Annotated in this window: 18 protein-coding genes; 16 read left to right on the top strand and 2 right to left on the bottom strand. The window is 32.3% G+C overall.

The features are described 5' to 3' along the window. Positions 1 to 389 precede the first annotated feature (389 nt). The 5 genes from RR554_RS10380 (at position 390) to RR554_RS10360 (ending at position 5,471) form a co-directional block, all read left to right on the top strand. Positions 390 to 1,271 carry a hypothetical protein gene (locus tag RR554_RS10380; RefSeq protein WP_332464191.1) on the top strand — a complete coding sequence of 294 codons (882 nt, stop codon included), beginning with the start codon at positions 390 to 392 and terminating at the stop codon, positions 1,269 to 1,271. A gap of 150 nt (positions 1,272 to 1,421) precedes the next feature. Then, a complete protein-coding gene (locus tag RR554_RS10375; RefSeq protein WP_332464190.1) occupies positions 1,422 to 2,732 on the top strand; it encodes a glycosyltransferase family 2 protein in 1,311 nt (436 codons plus the stop codon). A 12-nt stretch (positions 2,733 to 2,744) separates the two neighbouring features. After that, positions 2,745 to 3,860, top strand: a complete 1,116-nt coding sequence (locus RR554_RS10370) for a glycosyl hydrolase family 8 (protein ID WP_332464189.1) — start codon at positions 2,745 to 2,747, stop codon at positions 3,858 to 3,860. Between the two features lie 107 nt (positions 3,861 to 3,967). Further along, the gene (locus RR554_RS10365) at positions 3,968 to 4,351 is read left to right on the top strand and encodes a GntR family transcriptional regulator (protein WP_332464188.1); all 384 of its coding nucleotides are present in this window, start codon (positions 3,968 to 3,970) and stop codon (positions 4,349 to 4,351) included. Then, complete coding sequence (locus tag RR554_RS10360) at positions 4,344 to 5,471, top strand: DUF1648 domain-containing protein (RefSeq protein ID WP_332464187.1); 1,128 nt, start codon at positions 4,344 to 4,346, stop codon at positions 5,469 to 5,471. The genes RR554_RS10365 and RR554_RS10360 overlap by 8 nt, the downstream gene beginning before the upstream one ends. 52 nt (positions 5,472 to 5,523) lie before the next feature. Here RR554_RS10360 and asnA read toward each other — a convergent pair whose 3' ends face one another. Continuing rightward, positions 5,524 to 6,528, bottom strand: coding sequence for an aspartate--ammonia ligase (gene asnA, locus RR554_RS10355; RefSeq protein ID WP_332464186.1), 1,005 nt, complete (start codon positions 6,526 to 6,528; stop codon positions 5,524 to 5,526). Positions 6,529 to 6,744: 216 nt separating this feature from the next. Between asnA and RR554_RS10350 the strand changes: the two genes are divergently transcribed. The 9 genes from RR554_RS10350 to RR554_RS10310 all read left to right on the top strand — a co-directional run bounded on the left by RR554_RS10350 (position 6,745) and on the right by RR554_RS10310 (position 15,198). Then, positions 6,745 to 7,674 carry an ABC transporter substrate-binding protein gene (locus RR554_RS10350; protein ID WP_332464185.1) on the top strand — a complete coding sequence of 310 codons (930 nt, stop codon included), beginning with the start codon at positions 6,745 to 6,747 and terminating at the stop codon, positions 7,672 to 7,674. A 69-nt stretch (positions 7,675 to 7,743) separates the two neighbouring features. Beyond that, a complete protein-coding gene (locus tag RR554_RS10345; RefSeq protein ID WP_332464184.1) occupies positions 7,744 to 8,760 on the top strand; it encodes a FecCD family ABC transporter permease in 1,017 nt (338 codons plus the stop codon). Continuing rightward, on the top strand, positions 8,760 to 9,767 hold the full coding sequence (locus RR554_RS10340; RefSeq protein ID WP_332464183.1) for a FecCD family ABC transporter permease: 1,008 nt from the start codon (positions 8,760 to 8,762) through the stop codon (positions 9,765 to 9,767). Before RR554_RS10345 ends, RR554_RS10340 begins: the two co-directional genes overlap by 1 nt. A 9-nt stretch (positions 9,768 to 9,776) precedes the next feature. Beyond that, positions 9,777 to 10,562, top strand: a complete 786-nt coding sequence (locus RR554_RS10335) for an ABC transporter ATP-binding protein (protein ID WP_332464182.1) — start codon at positions 9,777 to 9,779, stop codon at positions 10,560 to 10,562. A gap of 63 nt (positions 10,563 to 10,625) precedes the next feature. Further along, positions 10,626 to 11,195: an NUDIX hydrolase gene (locus RR554_RS10330; RefSeq protein ID WP_332467959.1), complete on the top strand. Its 570-nt coding sequence runs from the start codon at positions 10,626 to 10,628 to the stop codon at positions 11,193 to 11,195. Positions 11,196 to 11,340: 145 nt separating this feature from the next. Beyond that, complete coding sequence (locus RR554_RS10325) at positions 11,341 to 12,330, top strand: LacI family DNA-binding transcriptional regulator (RefSeq protein ID WP_332464180.1); 990 nt, start codon at positions 11,341 to 11,343, stop codon at positions 12,328 to 12,330. Between the two features lie 65 nt (positions 12,331 to 12,395). After that, on the top strand, positions 12,396 to 12,845 hold the full coding sequence (locus tag RR554_RS10320) for a MarR family winged helix-turn-helix transcriptional regulator (RefSeq protein ID WP_332464179.1): 450 nt from the start codon (positions 12,396 to 12,398) through the stop codon (positions 12,843 to 12,845). Positions 12,846 to 12,929: 84 nt separating this feature from the next. Next, the gene (locus RR554_RS10315; protein WP_332467958.1) at positions 12,930 to 14,264 is read left to right on the top strand and encodes an MFS transporter; all 1,335 of its coding nucleotides are present in this window, start codon (positions 12,930 to 12,932) and stop codon (positions 14,262 to 14,264) included. 22 nt (positions 14,265 to 14,286) lie between these two features. Beyond that, positions 14,287 to 15,198 (top strand): cation diffusion facilitator family transporter, encoded by a 912-nt coding sequence (locus RR554_RS10310; protein ID WP_332464177.1) that lies wholly within the window; start codon positions 14,287 to 14,289, stop codon positions 15,196 to 15,198. A gap of 24 nt (positions 15,199 to 15,222) precedes the next feature. Here RR554_RS10310 and RR554_RS10305 read toward each other — a convergent pair whose 3' ends face one another. Further along, positions 15,223 to 15,630: an Lrp/AsnC family transcriptional regulator gene (locus RR554_RS10305; protein WP_332467957.1), complete on the bottom strand. Its 408-nt coding sequence runs from the start codon at positions 15,628 to 15,630 to the stop codon at positions 15,223 to 15,225. A gap of 148 nt (positions 15,631 to 15,778) precedes the next feature. Between RR554_RS10305 and RR554_RS10300 the strand changes: the two genes are divergently transcribed. Together RR554_RS10300 and gnd are read left to right on the top strand one after the other, a co-directional pair. Continuing rightward, complete coding sequence (locus RR554_RS10300) at positions 15,779 to 16,366, top strand: DJ-1/PfpI family protein (RefSeq protein WP_332464175.1); 588 nt, start codon at positions 15,779 to 15,781, stop codon at positions 16,364 to 16,366. 252 nt (positions 16,367 to 16,618) lie between these two features. Beyond that, positions 16,619 to 17,403: phosphogluconate dehydrogenase (NAD(+)-dependent, decarboxylating) (gnd, locus tag RR554_RS10295; protein WP_332467956.1), on the top strand; the 785-nt coding region annotated here is incomplete at its 3' end.

The raw sequence follows: 17,403 nt of genomic DNA, 5'->3' as shown, positions 1-17,403 counted from the left end.
AATAAAAAGCTTGTTTTTTTATTTTGTGAAAAACAAAAAACGAAGAAGAAAAGGAGAGCATTAAAAGCATCTTATTTTAAATAAGTGTTTTGAAATAGATGTTTTCATATTTATCTTAACTTTTAACCTTACAAATGTCTAAAACAGTTATTTAGAAACCGCTTTTAAAAATATTGTGCTATATGTTATTTAATGATTATTATGCTAAAAAACTAAGAAAATTTGATCTTTATATGATACATTATATAAGATTATGAAATTTAAAGAAAGGAGTTTACGCTTTTGTATAACAATAAGGGATGTTATATAAGAGTCAAATAGATAGGGATAATATAAAGTGATACTGAGGGATTATCAGTATTTAAAAAATAGGAAATAAGGGGAAAAAAATGAAATTATTGGGTAAACAAGCACAAAAGATGCCCTTAGAAATAGGGGTTTTTATTTTGCTGTTTTTTTGTGCGCTTCAAAATATATTTTTAAATGAGGTCGTCAGTCCAGAAGCGTTTATGTTCACAAACATTTTTGCTTTAATAGGTATAAGTTTAGGGCTACTTGGATCGTCTATCGTTATTGTGGGTGTTGATTTTATCATTATTGCTGTGAGTGCGTTTTTATTATTCTTTCAACCAGTCGTGATGGTTATGTCATTAAAGGTATTCTATATATTTAGCATACCAATGTATAGTTTTTTGGCTTACGAAATTAGCCAATCTATTCTAGTGAGAAAGCATCTCGTATCGGGCAAGGAAGATATTATCCGTTACTTGAAAAATACAGATCCTATTACAGGATTAAGATCAAAAGCATCTTTTGTAAAAAAATACGAACAATTTGCTAATTCTTTAGATATTAGACAATTAGACGACAAAAGACAATTAGCTCTATCCATGTATCAAATTGATTTTTTTGAACAGTATGTTTATCAAGATGAAGAAGCAAGTAAAGAAGTTCTAAAAAGCATAGCCGAATCACTTATCTATACGCGCTATCCTGAAGAACTTATTTTTCATATTAGTGATGGTGTGTTTGTGGTTTTATCAACTATACATCAAAGTGAAGAAGAGTTAATGACTTGGCAGAAAATGAATGGTATTACTACTACTCAATTAAGCCAAATTCCGTATAAAAATGACGAAGGGACACATGATATAACGATTAAAAAAGGTGAGATAGTTCTTTTGCCAGATGAGGCTCTGACACAAGAAAAGGTTTTAAGTAAGTTATATCGTCAAACAGAAGCAGATTTATCTGCCGAATACATTGTGTAAGGAGCGTCCCTATGGATATTATCGGAGATTTATTTTTAAAATTAAGTCATACAGTAACTCTTTTATTTTTTGTGGTATCACTTTTTTTGTTTAATGCATTGTTATTGATTAAAGCAAGAGTCTGGAAGCATTTCAAAAGGAGATATTAAGATGGGAAAATGGTTAATTATTTTTGCACTTATCTCTATTTGGATGTCAGTGAGTATTACAGTTTTGATTCTTTTTGGTGCCATTAAGTACTTGTTAAAAATTTTAAAATCACCCAAAAATGAATTAACAACTTTATCAGAAACACCTATGGTAACCGTGATTGTTCCGGCTCATAATGAGGAGTTAGTCATTGGTGACACAATTTCTGCTATTTTAAATTTGAATTATCCTAAAGACTCGTTGGAAATTAAAATAGTAGCAGATAATTGCCAAGATCAAACATTAAAAATGGCAGAAGCTGTGATTTTAAAAGAGAATGTAAAAGGAATTGATATCGAGGTAATTGATAGAAAAGGAACAGGTGGAAAAGCTGGTGTTTTAAATGACATGTTAAAAATCGCAAAAGGGAAATGGATTTGTGTCTACGATGCTGATGCAATGCCAGAAAAAAATTCATTGTATTTCCTAGTGAAAAAAGCATTGGAAGACAAAGAGCGATATGGCGCAGTTTTTGGCCGAAACAAAACACGTAATTATAAACAGAATTTTTTAACTCGTTGTATTAATTTGGAGATTGTGACAACACAGAGAATTCATCATACAGGTCAATGGGAGCTATTTAAAATTGGTAGGATTCCAGGAACTAATTTTATTATTAAAACAGAATTTGTTAGAAATATTGGTGGTTGGGATAACGGGGCATTAACAGAAGACACAGCTATTTCATTTAAAATAATGGAAAGAGGTAAATTAATTGCTTTAGCGCCACATTCTGAAGCTTTTCAACAAGAACCAGAAACATTAGAGGCTTATTATCATCAGCGTAAAAGATGGGCTAAAGGAAATTATGAGGTTATTTTAGATAATTTCAAGCATTTATTTGATGGAAGCAATTGGCGAATTAAATTAGAAGTTTTATATTATACGAGTACCTTTTTTTGGTTTAATTTATCTATTTTACTTTCAAATTTTTTATTTTTGAGTAATTTGTTAGCCATGATTGTTCGTCTGTTTCGTCCAGATTTTAGTATTCCCTTTACTTTTGGAGGGTCTAATCGAGAAATAGCAGCCATTCTTTTAGTTAATTGGTTGCTAATGTTTATTATTTATCTATTGCAAATTAATATTGCCTTAGTCAGTCAATATGGTCAGGAAACGACGACGAATTTATTTTATTCAGTGATTTCCTATTTTACTTATGCTCAATTTTTTATTGTTGTTGCAACAAGTGCTTTTTTCTCTCTTATTTTTGACAAATTATTTAAGCGAGATGGTACGAAATGGTATAAAACCCAGCGCTTTAATCATTGAGAGGTGAAAAAAATGAAGAAAAAGCCACTTGTTATTTGGTCGATATTAACTGGAGTTATTTTGATTTATGTAGTTATGGTGTTAGTGAGTATTCAGTCTAATAACGATAAATTACAAAAAGAAATATTTCAAGACTGGTATGACTCCTATGTTCAAAAAAATAGTCAGGGAGCATTTGTTAATACATCTAATGATGGAAGCAGGCCAATCGCTCTTTCTGAGTCTCAAGGATATGGGATGTTAGCAATGGTAATGGCAGCTAAAAAAGGATATATAGAAGAAAAAGAGTTTATCCCATTTGTTACTTATTATGAAAATCATCAACTATCAGAAGATAACTATTTAATGAATTGGAAACAAGAAAGTATAAAAGGAAAATGGCAAAATTACGATAAAAATAGTGCAACAGATGGTGATTTGGATATTGCGTATGCTTTAATTCAAGCTAGTGAAATTTGGTCAACATCCACCATTAACTATGAAGAAAAAGCAGTACATCTTTTAAAGAGCATTAAGGATTATACTTATAATGAAAAAACAAAGGTACTTACTGTTGGTAATTGGGCAACGTTATCAAAAGAGTACTGGAACTTATTTCGACCGTCAGATGTTGTCCCAACTCATTTTGATAAATTTTATAACGTAACAAAAGATAACTTTTGGCAAGAAGTAAAAGAGAATTCTCTCACGTATTTAACTCAGCTGAGTAGTCAAAATGAATTTGGATTAATACCAGATTTCGCTTGGATTGAAAGCAACGATATAGTTCCAGCGGCATCTAAAGATGTGGCGACGAAAGACGATGGAAATTACGGATATAATTCTTTAAGACTTCCTTTTAGATTAGCGCATTCAAAAGATGAAAAAGCTAAAAAGGTTAATGAAAAACTATTAACTTTTTTAGCAGATCAAGAGCAAGTAAAAGCAGGCTACACCTTATCTGGAAAAGCCTTAGCGGATTACCCATCAATCAGTTATTCTGCGCCAATCTTACTTGCAACTAGTGAAGAAAAGAAATTTTCTGGATTGTATGCTGATGCAAGATGGATTATGCATGAGAAAGTGCTAGGCAAAGATTATTATGGTGACACGTTAAAAGTGTTGTCAGTGTTACAATTAGAATTATAAAAAAGCGTAACAATTACGATATTGTAATTGTTACGCTTTTTTAATTGTTATAGTTGACATATAACGATAATCGTTATAGTATATGTATAACAAAAAGAGGTGATTTAATGATTATTGAAATAGATACAGCAAGTGAAACACCCATTTATACACAGTTAGTTTATCAAATAAAATTAGGGTTGGTGAGAGGTAAGTTAAAACCAGGAGATAGTTTACCTAGTGTTAGAAGTTTGGCAGGGGATATTGGGATTAACCTTCATACCGTTAACAAAGCATATAAAGCGCTTGTTGGTGAGGGAATTGTTGAGCAAGTAAAAAAAGGCTATCAAATTTCAGAACAAACACCACCTGATATTAGTGATGAGTATCTTGAAACATTTAAAGAGCAACTTTTTGACTTACTTATTGATGCAAAAGTATTTGATATTGATGTGACCACTTTGTTAGGTGAGATGGAAGATAGATTAAAGGGAGATGTTGAAAATGATTAATGTGGTAGTGATGCTTTTTTTTAATATAATGATTGGTTTAATTTTAGGACTAACTCCTTTTTATAGTAAACTAGATATGCCATTTGGTGTAACATTACCCAAAGATGAAGCAACTAAAAAAATAATAAATCACCAAAAGAAAAGTTATCTTTTTCTTAATGTTGGGATGAGCGTTTTACTAAGTGTGGGAATTTTAACCTTTGCTTTATTCCAAAAAGAAGTGGAGTTAAATCAGCTTATTTATTTTAGTACCTCCGCTTTATTTATTCAATTGATTTTGTCATTAGGTGTTTATATTACAAAGTATAAACAATTAAGACAGTATAAAAGTAACTTAGATATAAAAACAACCTCAAATAAAAAAATCGTGGTGGATTTGTCTTTTAGAGACCAAAAGCTAATTTTTCCAACAAGTTATTTAGTTGGATTAAATATGGTATTTGTATTGTTAACGTTAATTATAACAATTACTTATTACAATCAAATACCAGATAATTTTGTGACTAAATGGGATATGAATATGAATCCAGTCATTGTAACTGATAAATCCTGGGCAAACGTTTTAGCTATTCCAGCAATTCAATTATTTATGACCGTTGTCATGGGAATTGGTAATCAAGCATATCTAAAAGGAAAACAACAAATTGACACTGAGAACCCTGAAGAATCTATTGCTAGAAATAGAAAATTTAGAAAACAATCATCATTACTCAATTTAGTTATCTCGATTTTGACACAAATTCTTTTTGTTTTTATTCAATTTTCAATTGTTTTTCAGCAAATAACTCCACAAATGATGATGATATTAACACTGATATTTACGGTGACTATTTTGGTTATTGTCCTATGGTTTTCGTTACGTTATGGTCAAGGTGGAGATAGATTAAAACAAGTGAATGTTAAAGAATCTGAGGATATTAAACACTTAGAGACTGGTATTTTTGATGATGATGCTAATTGGAAGTTAGGGATGTTTTACTTTAATAAGAAGGATCCATCGTTTTGGATTGAAAAAAGAATGGGACTGGGCATGACATTTAATTTTGCTAAATGGCAAAGTTGGGCATTTATGGTAGGTGTGATTCTTGTTCCACTTTTGATTGGATTTTTAATGAGTTAACACAAAAATACTCACTGTTAAAAAACTATTTTTAACGGTGAGTGTTTTTATTTTATAATAAAAAGATATGATTTTTACAGGCTTCAATTGTTTCTTCATCCCACAAGGATACTTGAACTTCACCAATGTGTGCTTTTCCTAATAGGAGCATACACATTCTACTTTGTCCGATACCTCCACCAATAGTCAGAGGCAATTCATTGTTAAGAACTTGCTGATGGTATAAGTATTCCAAACGATCTTTAGCGTTAGCTTTTTCTAATTGAGCTAAAAGAGCTTTGTCATCAACACGAATTCCCATACTTGATAACTCCATGGCGCACTGAAGGGTTTCATGCCAAAATAATAAATCCCCATTTAGTGACCAATCATCATAATCAGGTGCGCGGTTATCGTGAGGTGCTCCTTGTTTTAGAGTATCTCCAATTTGTAAAATAAATGTTGTTGGATGCTCTTTAACATAAGCATGTTCTCTATCTTTTGAGGACAAATCAGGATAAAGATCAGCAAGTTCTTGGCTAGTGATAAAAGCTACATCGGTGTCGATTGAAATATTGACACTTGGGTATTTTGTATGTAGCCTACTAGCTGTTTCTGCCATTGCATTAACTAGTCCACGAACGGTTTGTTTCAAATAATCAATAGTTCGCTCTTCTTTTGTAATAACTCTTTCCCAATCCCATTGATCCACATAAATTGAATGCAAATTATCTAATTCTTCATCACGTCTGATGGCATTCATGTCAGCATATAAACCATTTCCTGAATGAAAATCGTATTGTTTTAAAGCAACACGCTTCCATTTTGCTAAAGAATGAACAACTTCACCGTTATCATCTAAAGCAGGCACATCAAATTTAACAGGACGTTCAGTCCCACTTAAATTATCATTTAATCCCGAACGTTCATCAACAAATAATGGGGCCGACACCCGTTTTAATTTTAAACTTCCAGTTAAAGCTTCTTCAAAACAACGCTTAATAAAGCCAATAGCTGTTTGAGTTTCATAAACATTAAGTGTTGAGTAATACTCTTTAGGAATAATTGTTTTTTCCATACGCTTGTTACAACTCCTCCAATATTTTTACTGATTATTGTATCATACATTAGCTTGTGAGTTAAATAGGATGAATACAATAAAACATGAAAAAGATGGTTGCATTTTCGAATGAAATCGCTATAATTGAAATTGAGATTCATTATCAATTAATGAGCCTCATTATTTTTGTTTATACTTGTTAAGTATTGATCATATATTACAGGGGGAGAAGTAATGAAGAAAAAGTTTTTGTCGTTAATAGGTTTAGTTTTAATGTTAGTTTTAGTTGTGGGATGTAAGGGTGCAGAAGGCAAAGATACCAAAAAAGCGACAACTAAAAGTATTGAAACTGAAATGGGGAAAGTAGAAGTACCAGTAAATCCTAAAAAGGTATTAGTTAATTGGTATATTCACGATGTGGCTTCACTTGGTATAACACCAGTTGGTTATGCAGGTTGGGCACAAGAATCAATGCCAATGTATAAAGAAATTAAAGACATACCAGCAATTGAAAAATGGGAAAAAGAAGAGTTACTATCTTATGAACCAGATTTAATTATTACATATAATAAAGAAGATTATGAAAAATTTTCAAAAATTGCACCAGTTGTTGTGATTTCAGAGAAAAAAACGCCTGAAGAAAGATTAATAATTTTAGGTGATGTTTTAGGAAAAGAAAAAGAAGCCAAAAAATTAGTGGATACATTTGGCGAAAAATTAGAAAAATCGAAAGAAGTTTTTGCTAAGGAAGAGTTTAAAAACAAAACTTTTAGTATTTTTGAAGACTGGGGTAGCGCGTCTTACGGTGTAGGGTATGAAACAGGCTCACGAGGCGGTACTTTGCTTTATGACTATGTAGGCCTTAAATATCCAGATAAATTGGAAAAAATTGTTCAAGAATCTGGTGAAGCTAGAAAAGGCTTGTCTTATGAAGTTGCTGCAGACTATTTTGGAGATTATGTTATTTGGTTCTTACAACCGGATGTAGAAAAATCAGAATTTGAAAAAACAAAAATTTGGCCAACCATACCAGCTGTTAAAGAAGGCCGCGTGTTAACTGTTCCAGGTGAATTAAATGGGTTGTTTTATTATTCAGATGTTTCCAGTTTGATTACTCAGCTTGATTATTTTTCTGAGAATTTTGAAGCCTTAACTAAAAAATAAACGAGTCAAAAAGTAAGTGAGATAAGGTTGGCTAAAAGTCAGCCTTATTTTTATTGAAAGGATGTCACGATGCAAGAGCAAAAACGTAAAAGTGGTTCAGTTAATTTTTTTCTCTATATGATAATTGGTATTGTTTTTTTACTAGTTGCTTGTTTTTTTTCAATATCGTTTGGTGCAGCAGAAATTTCTGTTAAAAGTGCATGGGAGGCGTTATTTTCCTTTGATAGTTCTTTAACGGAACATCAGACGGTTTTATCATTAAGACTACCAAGAACTCTGGCTGATATGATAGTTGGGGCAAGTTTGGCCGTCTCTGGTGCAATCATGCAAGGAACGACTAAAAATCCTTTGGCAGATTCAGGTTTAATGGGAATTAGTTCAGGAGCAACGTTTGCTATGGCATTAACACTAGCTCTAATGCCGCAATTTAGTTATTTTCAAATGCTAATAACGGCATGTATTGGAGCCAGTTTAACAACAGGTTTAACTTATTTTGTTGCCTCAACTGGAAAAAAAGGAATGACACCTCAACGTTTGGTCCTTGCAGGTATTTCCATTTCAATGTTATTTGGTGCATTAAGTAGTTATCTATCTATTAAATATCATTTAGGTCATACACTAATGTATTTTACGGCTGGTGGAACAGCTGGGGCTAAGTGGAGTGAATTAAGTATTATTTTTCCGTTTTTCATTGTTGGCATATTGTCAGCTATTATTTTATCTCCGTCAGTGACAATGCTAAGTCTTGGTGAAGAGGTAGCAGCTGGTTTAGGCTTGAATATAAAAAAAGTAAAAGGTTTTTCTACATTGATTGTATTAGTGCTGACAGGTTTATCGGTTGTTGTAATTGGACCTGTTAGCTTTGTTGGTTTGATTGTACCTCACATGATTCGTTATTTTGTTGGTGTTGATTATCGTTATATTATTCCAGCCAGTATATTGTATGGTGCTCTTTTAACTGTGGTGGCAGATGTGATAGGTCGTGTGATCAATCGTCCCTTTGAAACGCCTATTGGTATTATTTTTTCATTAATTGGCGTTCCTTTCTTTTTATATTTGGTGAAGAAAAAGGAGCGTGATTTTTAATGAAGCAATCTAAAACAAAAAGAATTAGTATTTTGATTGGTTTAGTTATTATTCTTCTTATTTTGAGTATTTTAAGTATTAATCTTGGAAAGATGAGTTTGGCACCTAGTGAGGTGTTACAAGTCATTATTGGGCAAGGGACACCGCAACAAAATCTTATTGTATATGAATTTAGACTACCTAGAATTATTTTAGCTATATTTGTTGGTATTGGTATGGGAATTTCGGGAACACTAATGCAAAGTCTTTTAAAAAATGATATGGCTAGTCCTGGAACATTAGGGATTAGTTCTGGTTCTGGATTATTTGTATTAATGTATATTGTGATGTTTCACTCAGAAAGTTCTCTTCTTTCAACGTATGGTATTCCTGTTGTTTCTTTTGTAGGGGGAATTTTGGCAGCTTTAATTATCTTTTTTCTTTCATATCGAAGAAATAAGGATATGTCACCAACAACCTTAATTTTAACGGGGGTTGCTGTGGGAAGTGGCTACAGTGCATTGACAACTATGTTGAGTCTTAGAATGGATGAAAGACAAATGGAATTTATTCAGAAATGGCAAGCTGGTAACTTATGGGGAGATGACTGGCAATATTTAAAAGTCTTAATTCCTTGGGTGAGTATTCTTGTTATTTATACAATATATAAAGCACAAATTATTAATACGATTAATTTAGGCGATGAAACAGCTAAAGGTTTAGGCGTTTGTGTTAAGCGAGAATTTATTATTTTAATGTTTGTTGCGGTGGCATTGTCTTCTGGAAGTGTTGCATTAGGTGGTAACTTCTTTTTTGTCGGAATTATTGCACCTCACATAGCTCGTAAATTAGTAGGAGCTAACCATTTTTATGTCTTACCAGTTTCTGGTCTGATTGGTAGTTTAGTTATTTTATTAGCAGACACTATAACTCGCTCAATCAGTTTAGGAAGTGACGTGCCAACTGGAATTGTTATCACGGTGTTAAGTACACCGTACTTCTTATATTTATTATCGAAAGCAGATTAGGAGAAAAAGATGAATCAAATAGAAACTCAAAAATTATCCATTGCTTATGATGAGCATATTATTGTTGAAAATCTTGACTTAATTATTCCAAAAGGAAAAATAACTTCGATTATAGGGCCCAATGGTTGTGGTAAATCGACAATATTAAAAACAATTGGTCGAATTCAGAAGAAAAAATCAGGTATGGTTTACTTAGATAGTGAAGATATTTTCACGATTCCAACGAAAGCTATTGCACAAAAAATGGCGATATTACCTCAATCTCCAACAGCACCAAATGGCTTAACCGTTTATGAATTAGTATCTTATGGTCGTTTTCCTCATCAAAAAGGATTTGGAAAATTGACTTCAAAGGATAAAGAATTAATTGAGTGGGCGATTGGTGTAACGAAATTAACGGACTTTCAGTACAGAGAAATTGATAGTTTATCAGGTGGGCAACGGCAACGTGTATGGATAGCCATGGCTCTAGCACAGCAAACAGAATTAATTTTATTAGATGAGCCGACAACTTATTTAGATATGGCGCATCAATTAGAGGTATTGGAATTATTGGCGGAATTAAATAAAAGTCAGCACTGCACCATTGCGATGGTTCTTCATGACTTGAACTTGGCTGCGAGATTTTCAGATTATATGATCGCTGTCAATCAGGGGCAAATCAAAGCAACGGGTACTTCTGAGGAAGTTATAACAAAGGAAGTTTTAAAAGATGTTTTTCAGATAGAGGCAACAATTGTCAAAGAGCCAATTAGCCAAAAACCGGTTTGTTTAACGTATCAGTTGATAAAATAAGAACTAGTTATTTTATTTAGAAAGAGTATGCTTAGTGTATAGACAAATCCAGGAGGTTTAGGAATGAGATACCAATTGATTGATGAACTAGAAGCTTATCAACCCTTTAATGAGCAAGAGGAAAAAGATCGCCGTTTAATAATTAATGCATTGAAAACAGAAGATGATATTTTCTTACGTAAAAATTTACTTTATCATATGACAGCGTCAGCCTGGGTTGTAAATAAAACACGTGACAAGGCATTGATGGCTTATCATAATATTTATAATTCGTGGGCATGGTTAGGTGGACATGCAGACGGTGAAGCTGACTTGTTAAAAGTTGCCTTAAAAGAAGTTGAAGAGGAAAGCGGTTTGACTAATATTTCTCCTGTGACATCCAAAATTTTTTCAGTTGAAGTACTAGTTGTAGATGGGCACATGAAAAATAAAGAGTACGTATCTTCTCATCTTCATTTTAACGTAACCTACTTAATTGAAGCCGACGAGAAAGAAAAATTGATTGTTAAAGAAGATGAAAATAGTAATTTAAGTTGGTTTTCATTAGAAGAAGCGGTGGAGGCATCGACTGAACCTTGGCTAAAAGAAAATATTTATGTCAAAATGAACGAAAAGCTAAAACGAATGAAATAAATAAAAACTTGTTGGTTAGAAATAAATCTAATCAGCAAGCTTTTTTATTAAAAACAGTATGTATTAGTTGGGTAATGTGACTAATTTTGTTATTATAGTTTATAAATGTAGATTGTTAATTTTTATTGAAAGGAAGTGCCTGAAAATGAAAGTGACGATACGAGATATTGCAAGATTATCGGATGTTTCTGTGACAACTGTTTCTCAGATTGTTAACAATAAAGGTCATCGCTTTAGTAAGAGAACTAAAGATAAAGTCCTTAAAGTGATTGAGGAAAATAATTACACGCCTAATTATTTTGCTTCCAATATTATAAAAAATAAGTCGTGTATGATTGGCGTAATTATGCCAACTATGAATGACCCGTTTACTTATTCTATTGTTCGAAAGATGCGACCTATTCTAGGAAAGAGTAATTATCATATTTTAATTAGTGAATCTTTTGGTGAAGAAGAGATGGAACTAGAGTTATTAGAAAAGTACCATCAACTAGCTGTTGAAGCTATTTTGATTTTTACTTCTCATAAATTGCCACAGGACTTATTCAAAAAAAGTGTTTACCGAGGAACGCCAGTTATATTTATTGATAATGGGTTGAACAAGAGTTACTTTGGGGATATATTTTTAAGTGAATATCAAAGTATTTATGATAGTGTCTCTTATTTAATTAAAAAAGGGCATCAAAAAATTGGACTAATTAAGGACCGTGGTGAGACTTTTTCTTTTACGGACCGAAAGCAAGCCTACCTAGATGCTTTAAGTGATAATAAATTAATCGTTGATTCAACTCTTATTAAAGAAGTTACTCTTTCGATTGAAGCTGGGTATCAAGCAACAACTGAGATTTTAAAAGAAAAAGAGGTTACTGCTATTTTATGTTGTGATGATAATATTCCGATTGGGTGCTATCAAAGTATTTATGATTCGGGAAAAGTCGTTAATCGAGATATTGAAATCATAGGATTTGATGGTATTGAGTTTTTAAAACAAATGCGACCTAAAATCAAGACGATGCATACTCCTTTTGAAGAATTTGCAGAGATACTCTCTCAAAAAATAATAAGAGCCATTGAGTATCCTAAAGAGCCACAGGATACCCAACATTTGGAAATGTCATTCAAAATAAATGACTAATCATTGTCAATTAGAAGAATTATTGATATATTTAGTTAGATGAACTAACTAAAAGGAGGGGGATTATGTCTAAAAATATTAATTTTGATATTTACCAGTCGCTGCATTCTATTTCAAGAAATATGCACCATTTAGCTCATTATATTGGTGGAGAGCAAGGTGAGATGCAAGATTTAGGAAGAACATTGAATTTTATTAAAGACACACATCAAGCAACAGCTAAAGAATTAGGGAAGTTTTTTAATATTAAGTCATCGTCAGTAACAGTTAAAGTAAATAAATTAGTGGAGCAAGGATATATCAAGAAAACACGAGATGAAAATGATTTGAGAGTCTTTTTTTTAGAATTAACTGAAAAAGGAAGAGCCAAGTGTGAAGAGTTAAATACAGATACTCAAGATTTAGTTCAAGATATATTTGTTGACTTAACACAAAATCAAAAGAACGTTTTGTTAGATGAATTAAAACTAATTGAAAAACGATTAGCAGAAAAAAAAGAAGGTTGGGAGAAATAAACTTCTTGACATTTTAAGATCACGGACTATAATTTAACTAGTTAGTCTAACTAGTTAAATTATTTTTTTAGGCGGTGATATTTTATGACAAGGAAAAATATCATTTTCTTTGCATTATTAATGGCAACAGCTTTGGCAGCAATTGAGGGAACAATTATTTCAACTGTTGCAAGTTCGATTGTAGTATCAATGGGAAAGCCGGAATGGATTGGCTTAGTTTTTTCAGTTTATTTATTATTTAGCGGGGTTTTCTCTCTTCTATTTGGGAAAATGGCAGATGCGTGGAGTCGTAAAGGAACATTGATTCTTGGGTTAGTTATTTTTTCTAGCTTTTCATTGTTATGTGGATTAGCTACTAATATGACAACTTTGATTCTTTTTAGAGCGTTACAAGGAATTGGCTCGGGTGCCATTGTTCCTGTATCTCGTTCAATGGTCGGTTTCTTATTTGAAACAAAAGAAAGTCGTGCTAAAGCGCAAAGTATTGAAAGTTCCGTTTGGGGAATTGCTGGTTTAACAGGACCTTTCTTAGGTGGTGCGATACTTAATTATTTTAGTTGGCGTTATGTTTTCTTTTTAAATGTTCCACTAACTATTACCGCTATTGTTATTCTTTTTATTTTTGTGGACGAACCAAAAAGAAATCAAAAAATATCAATGGATTATATTGGTAGTATACTCGTTTTACTTGGGGCAATGAGCTTGTTTGGCTGTTTGTATGTTGCTTCAAGTCAGTGGATGATTATTTTATTACTATCATCAGTTGTGTTTTTTGTATTGTGGTTTAGACGGGAAAAAGCGCATGTTGGGACAAGTTTAATTGATTTAAGTGTGCTGAAAAATAAGCATGTGCTAAAAATTAATGTTTTAACGTTAACAACAGGAATGATTGCAGCAGGAATTAATGCTTATCTACCTTTATGGGGACAAGAAGTCATGTTTATGTCACCTTTAAAATCAGGCTCACTTTTGACACCCTTTTTAATTTTTTGGACAGGTGGAACGGTAATTAATACCTATATCATAAAAAAAGTTTCTGTTAACAAAGATTTGTTTATTGGTGTAATCTTCTTAATGATTGGAACAGTTATGCTTAATTTGATGAGCTTTTCATCTATTTGGTTAGCTTTTGTTACGATGATGTTTGTAGGTATTGGTATGGGAATTACTGTATCGTCATTAATGATCTATCTACAATTTAACGCACCAAAAGAGTCATTAGGTAGTGTAATGGGATTGAATTCATTTGTCTTAATGATGTCAAAATCAATCGGTGTGGCACTTTTAGGTTCTATTTATGGCAAAAATATAACATTTTTTGCTCAAGGAACAACATTTACTGTTATTTTTGCCCTTATTTTTATGTTAGCTATTCAAGCAATTATTGTTGTGAAACAGTTGCCTGAAAGTCAAGTTTAATTGAGAAAAGGAGGAGATTTTTGTGAAGACAACATTGGAAAATCGAATGAGATATTTTGATAATTTGAAAAAGAGTAAAAAAATAGCTTACTTAAATTTATTAGTGTTTATTCTATTATTTGTTGGTGAACTTGTTATTGCTTTATCAAGTGGCTCGAAAGCTTTATTAGCAGCTAGTTTTAATAATTTATCGAGTGTGATTATTTCTATTGGTATAATTTTAGGATTGAAGGTGTCGTTAAAAGATCCTTCTCATTCTCATAGTAAAGGGTATCAACAGTTTGAAACCTTGGGGAATTTATTTAGTTCGATGGTGATGTTTTTTATGTCTGCTTATATTGTGGTTGAAGGAGTAAGAGGAGCGTATGCTTCTGTTAAAGAGACACCTATTCAAGCAGATATATTACCAGCTTTAGTTGCTATTGGAGCTGGAGGGATTATGTTAATCATGTTTCTAGTTAATCGGAAATTTTATTCAAAAATTGAAAGTAACTCGATTAACACCTTAATGAAAGATGCTTTTAGTGATACATTAATGAATTTTGGAACAGCAATGGGTATTCTTTTGGCAGTGGCATTAAATCCGATGTTTGATGGGTTAACAGCAGCGATTTTAGGTGTTATTCTTTGCCGAATGTCTTATTTAGTCATTAAGGATAATGTGTTTCATCTGTCAGACGGCTTTGATCCAGAGATGATTCAAAATTATTATAATGTTATTGAAACGATTGAAGGTGTTGAAAAAATTGTGGATATTACAGGTCGGAAAATTGGCGATGCTATCGCGGTGGATGTGACTATTGAAGTGTTAGGTTCAATTACCGTGGAAGAAGGCGGAATGATTGCAGATGAAATCGAAGCTGATTTAACAGGACGTTTTGATATTTTTGATGTGGATGTTCAAGTGAAACCCAAAAGAGTCTCAAGAAGCTGAGTAACAGGTTCTTAAGACTCTTTTTTATTTGATAACAGTTGAAAAAACAATGTGAGTGGACGAGCTGCCAAATTTTAAGGCCTGGTCAATAAAAATTTCCAACTCAGTCATGTCTGTTGCTACAATTTTAACTAAATAGCTGTATTTACCAGCCAAACGATGGCACTCAAGAATATTTTCTTGTGATAGACAAAATTCCCTAAATGCCTGGCAGTTAACTGTTTCAAATAAAATAAAAGCCTCAATGGATTTGTCTAGTTTCTTATGATTGACTTTAATTGTGTAACCTTCAATGATGCCAGCTTCTTCCATTTTTGTTATTCTCTCTTTTGTAGCTGGGGCGCTTAATAAAATTTGCTTGGCTAAATCACTAACAGCTATTCGACCATTTATTTTTAGAATGTCTAGTATTTTATAGTCAATTAAGTCCATGTTTTCCTCTCCTTTAAAAAATAAGGTATGTCACACAAAAAGCATTTATTTTTAAAGTATTTTATCATAAACTTCTTTAAATAGCTCTGCATAAAAAGTATTTTCTTTAATAAAATAAAGAGCATATTAAAGAAAGAAGGATGAACAAATGAAAAAAGTCTTATTATTATTAGCTAATGGTTTTGAATCGCTTGAAGCGAGTGTTTTCACCGATGTTTTTGGTTGGAATTTATTTGAGGGAGATGGGACGACAAAACTAGATTCAGTAGGTTTACATCCAAAATTAAGTTGTACGTGGGGATATCAATGTATACCAATGTTTCAGCTAAGTGAGATTTGCTTAGATGATTATGATGCTTTAGTTATTCCAGGGGGATTTGAAGAAGCAGACTTTTATACTGATGCGTTTGACGAACAATTTTTAACTGTTATTCGAGATTTTGATAGAAAAGGAAAACTAATTGCATCTATTTGTGTGGCTGCCTTAAGCATTGGGAAAAGTGGTGTTCTAACAGGGCGTAGAGGAACAACTTATACATTTGGAGGAAGTCAAAGAAGGCAACAATTGAAAGAAATGGGTGTTATTTTAGAAAATAAAAGAATTGTTCAAGACGAAAATATCATTACATCTTCCTCACCAGAAACAGCACTTGATGTGGCATTTATGGTACTAGAACAGTTAACAACAAATAAAAATATGTTAGAAGTAAAAAGAAGAATGGGATTTAAAAAATAATTGATTTAGGTAAAAATACATTTAAAGCCTAGGAATGAAAAAAACGTTATCAGATAGAGTGAAAAAGTGATTATTACCCATAAAAATAAAAGTTGTTTTAACTTTTAAGAGTACGATAAAGGTAAAATAAACTTAATTAAAAGATGTAATTGAAAGTTATATATATTAATGATAGAATTCATTTCGGATCAAGGGAAAACAGTTAAAGGTTAGCTCTTATAACAAATTACATGAATTTATTTGGGGGAAGAAATGAAAATTAAAGTCATTGGTTTAGGAAAAATGGGATTAAATTTAGTTAGCAATTTAGTGACTCATCAGCATGAAGTGATATGTTTTGATATAAACATAGAGCAAAGACAAGCAGCTAAGAAAGTCGGTGCATTAGCAGTTGATACCTTAAATGAGTTGTTTTTATCAGCTGATGAAGAACAATCGATATATTGGTTAATGCTACCGTCTGGAAAAATAACGGAAGAAATGATTTGTTTATGTCAGGCTAATTTAAAGCCAGAGGATATTTTGATAGATGGAGGAAATTCCCGATTTGCTGATAGTATTCATCATTTTCATTTCTTAAAGGAGAAAAAGATTCATTTTTTAGATGTGGGAACATCCGGTGGAATGAGTGGGGCTAAAAACGGTGCTTGTATGATGATTGGTGGAGAAAAAAATATTTTTGAACAAATTGAAGAATTGTTTAAAGATTTGTGTGTTGAAAATGGCTATTTATACTGCGGTGAAGCAGGAAGTGGTCATTATTTAAAAATGGTTCATAATGGGATTGAGTACGGCATTATGCAAGCCATTGGTGAGGGTTTTAATTTGCTTCATCATTCGCGATTTGATTATGATTTGGAGCAAGTTGCTCGTGTGTTTAACAATGGTTCTGTGATTCGAAGTTGGTTAATGGAGTTAACAGAAAATGCGCTACGTGAAAACCCAACAATGGCTGGTATTAGTGGGCAAGTTCCGTCATCAGGTGAAGGAAAATGGACGGTTGAGGATATGTTAGAGATGCAACAATCGGCTCCTGT

Source organism: Vagococcus sp., assembly GCF_036639995.1.
GTDB lineage: Bacteria > Bacillota > Bacilli > Lactobacillales > Vagococcaceae > Vagococcus.
Note: the sequence above shows the minus strand (reverse complement) of the source record. Positions and strands in the feature narration are given on the sequence as shown.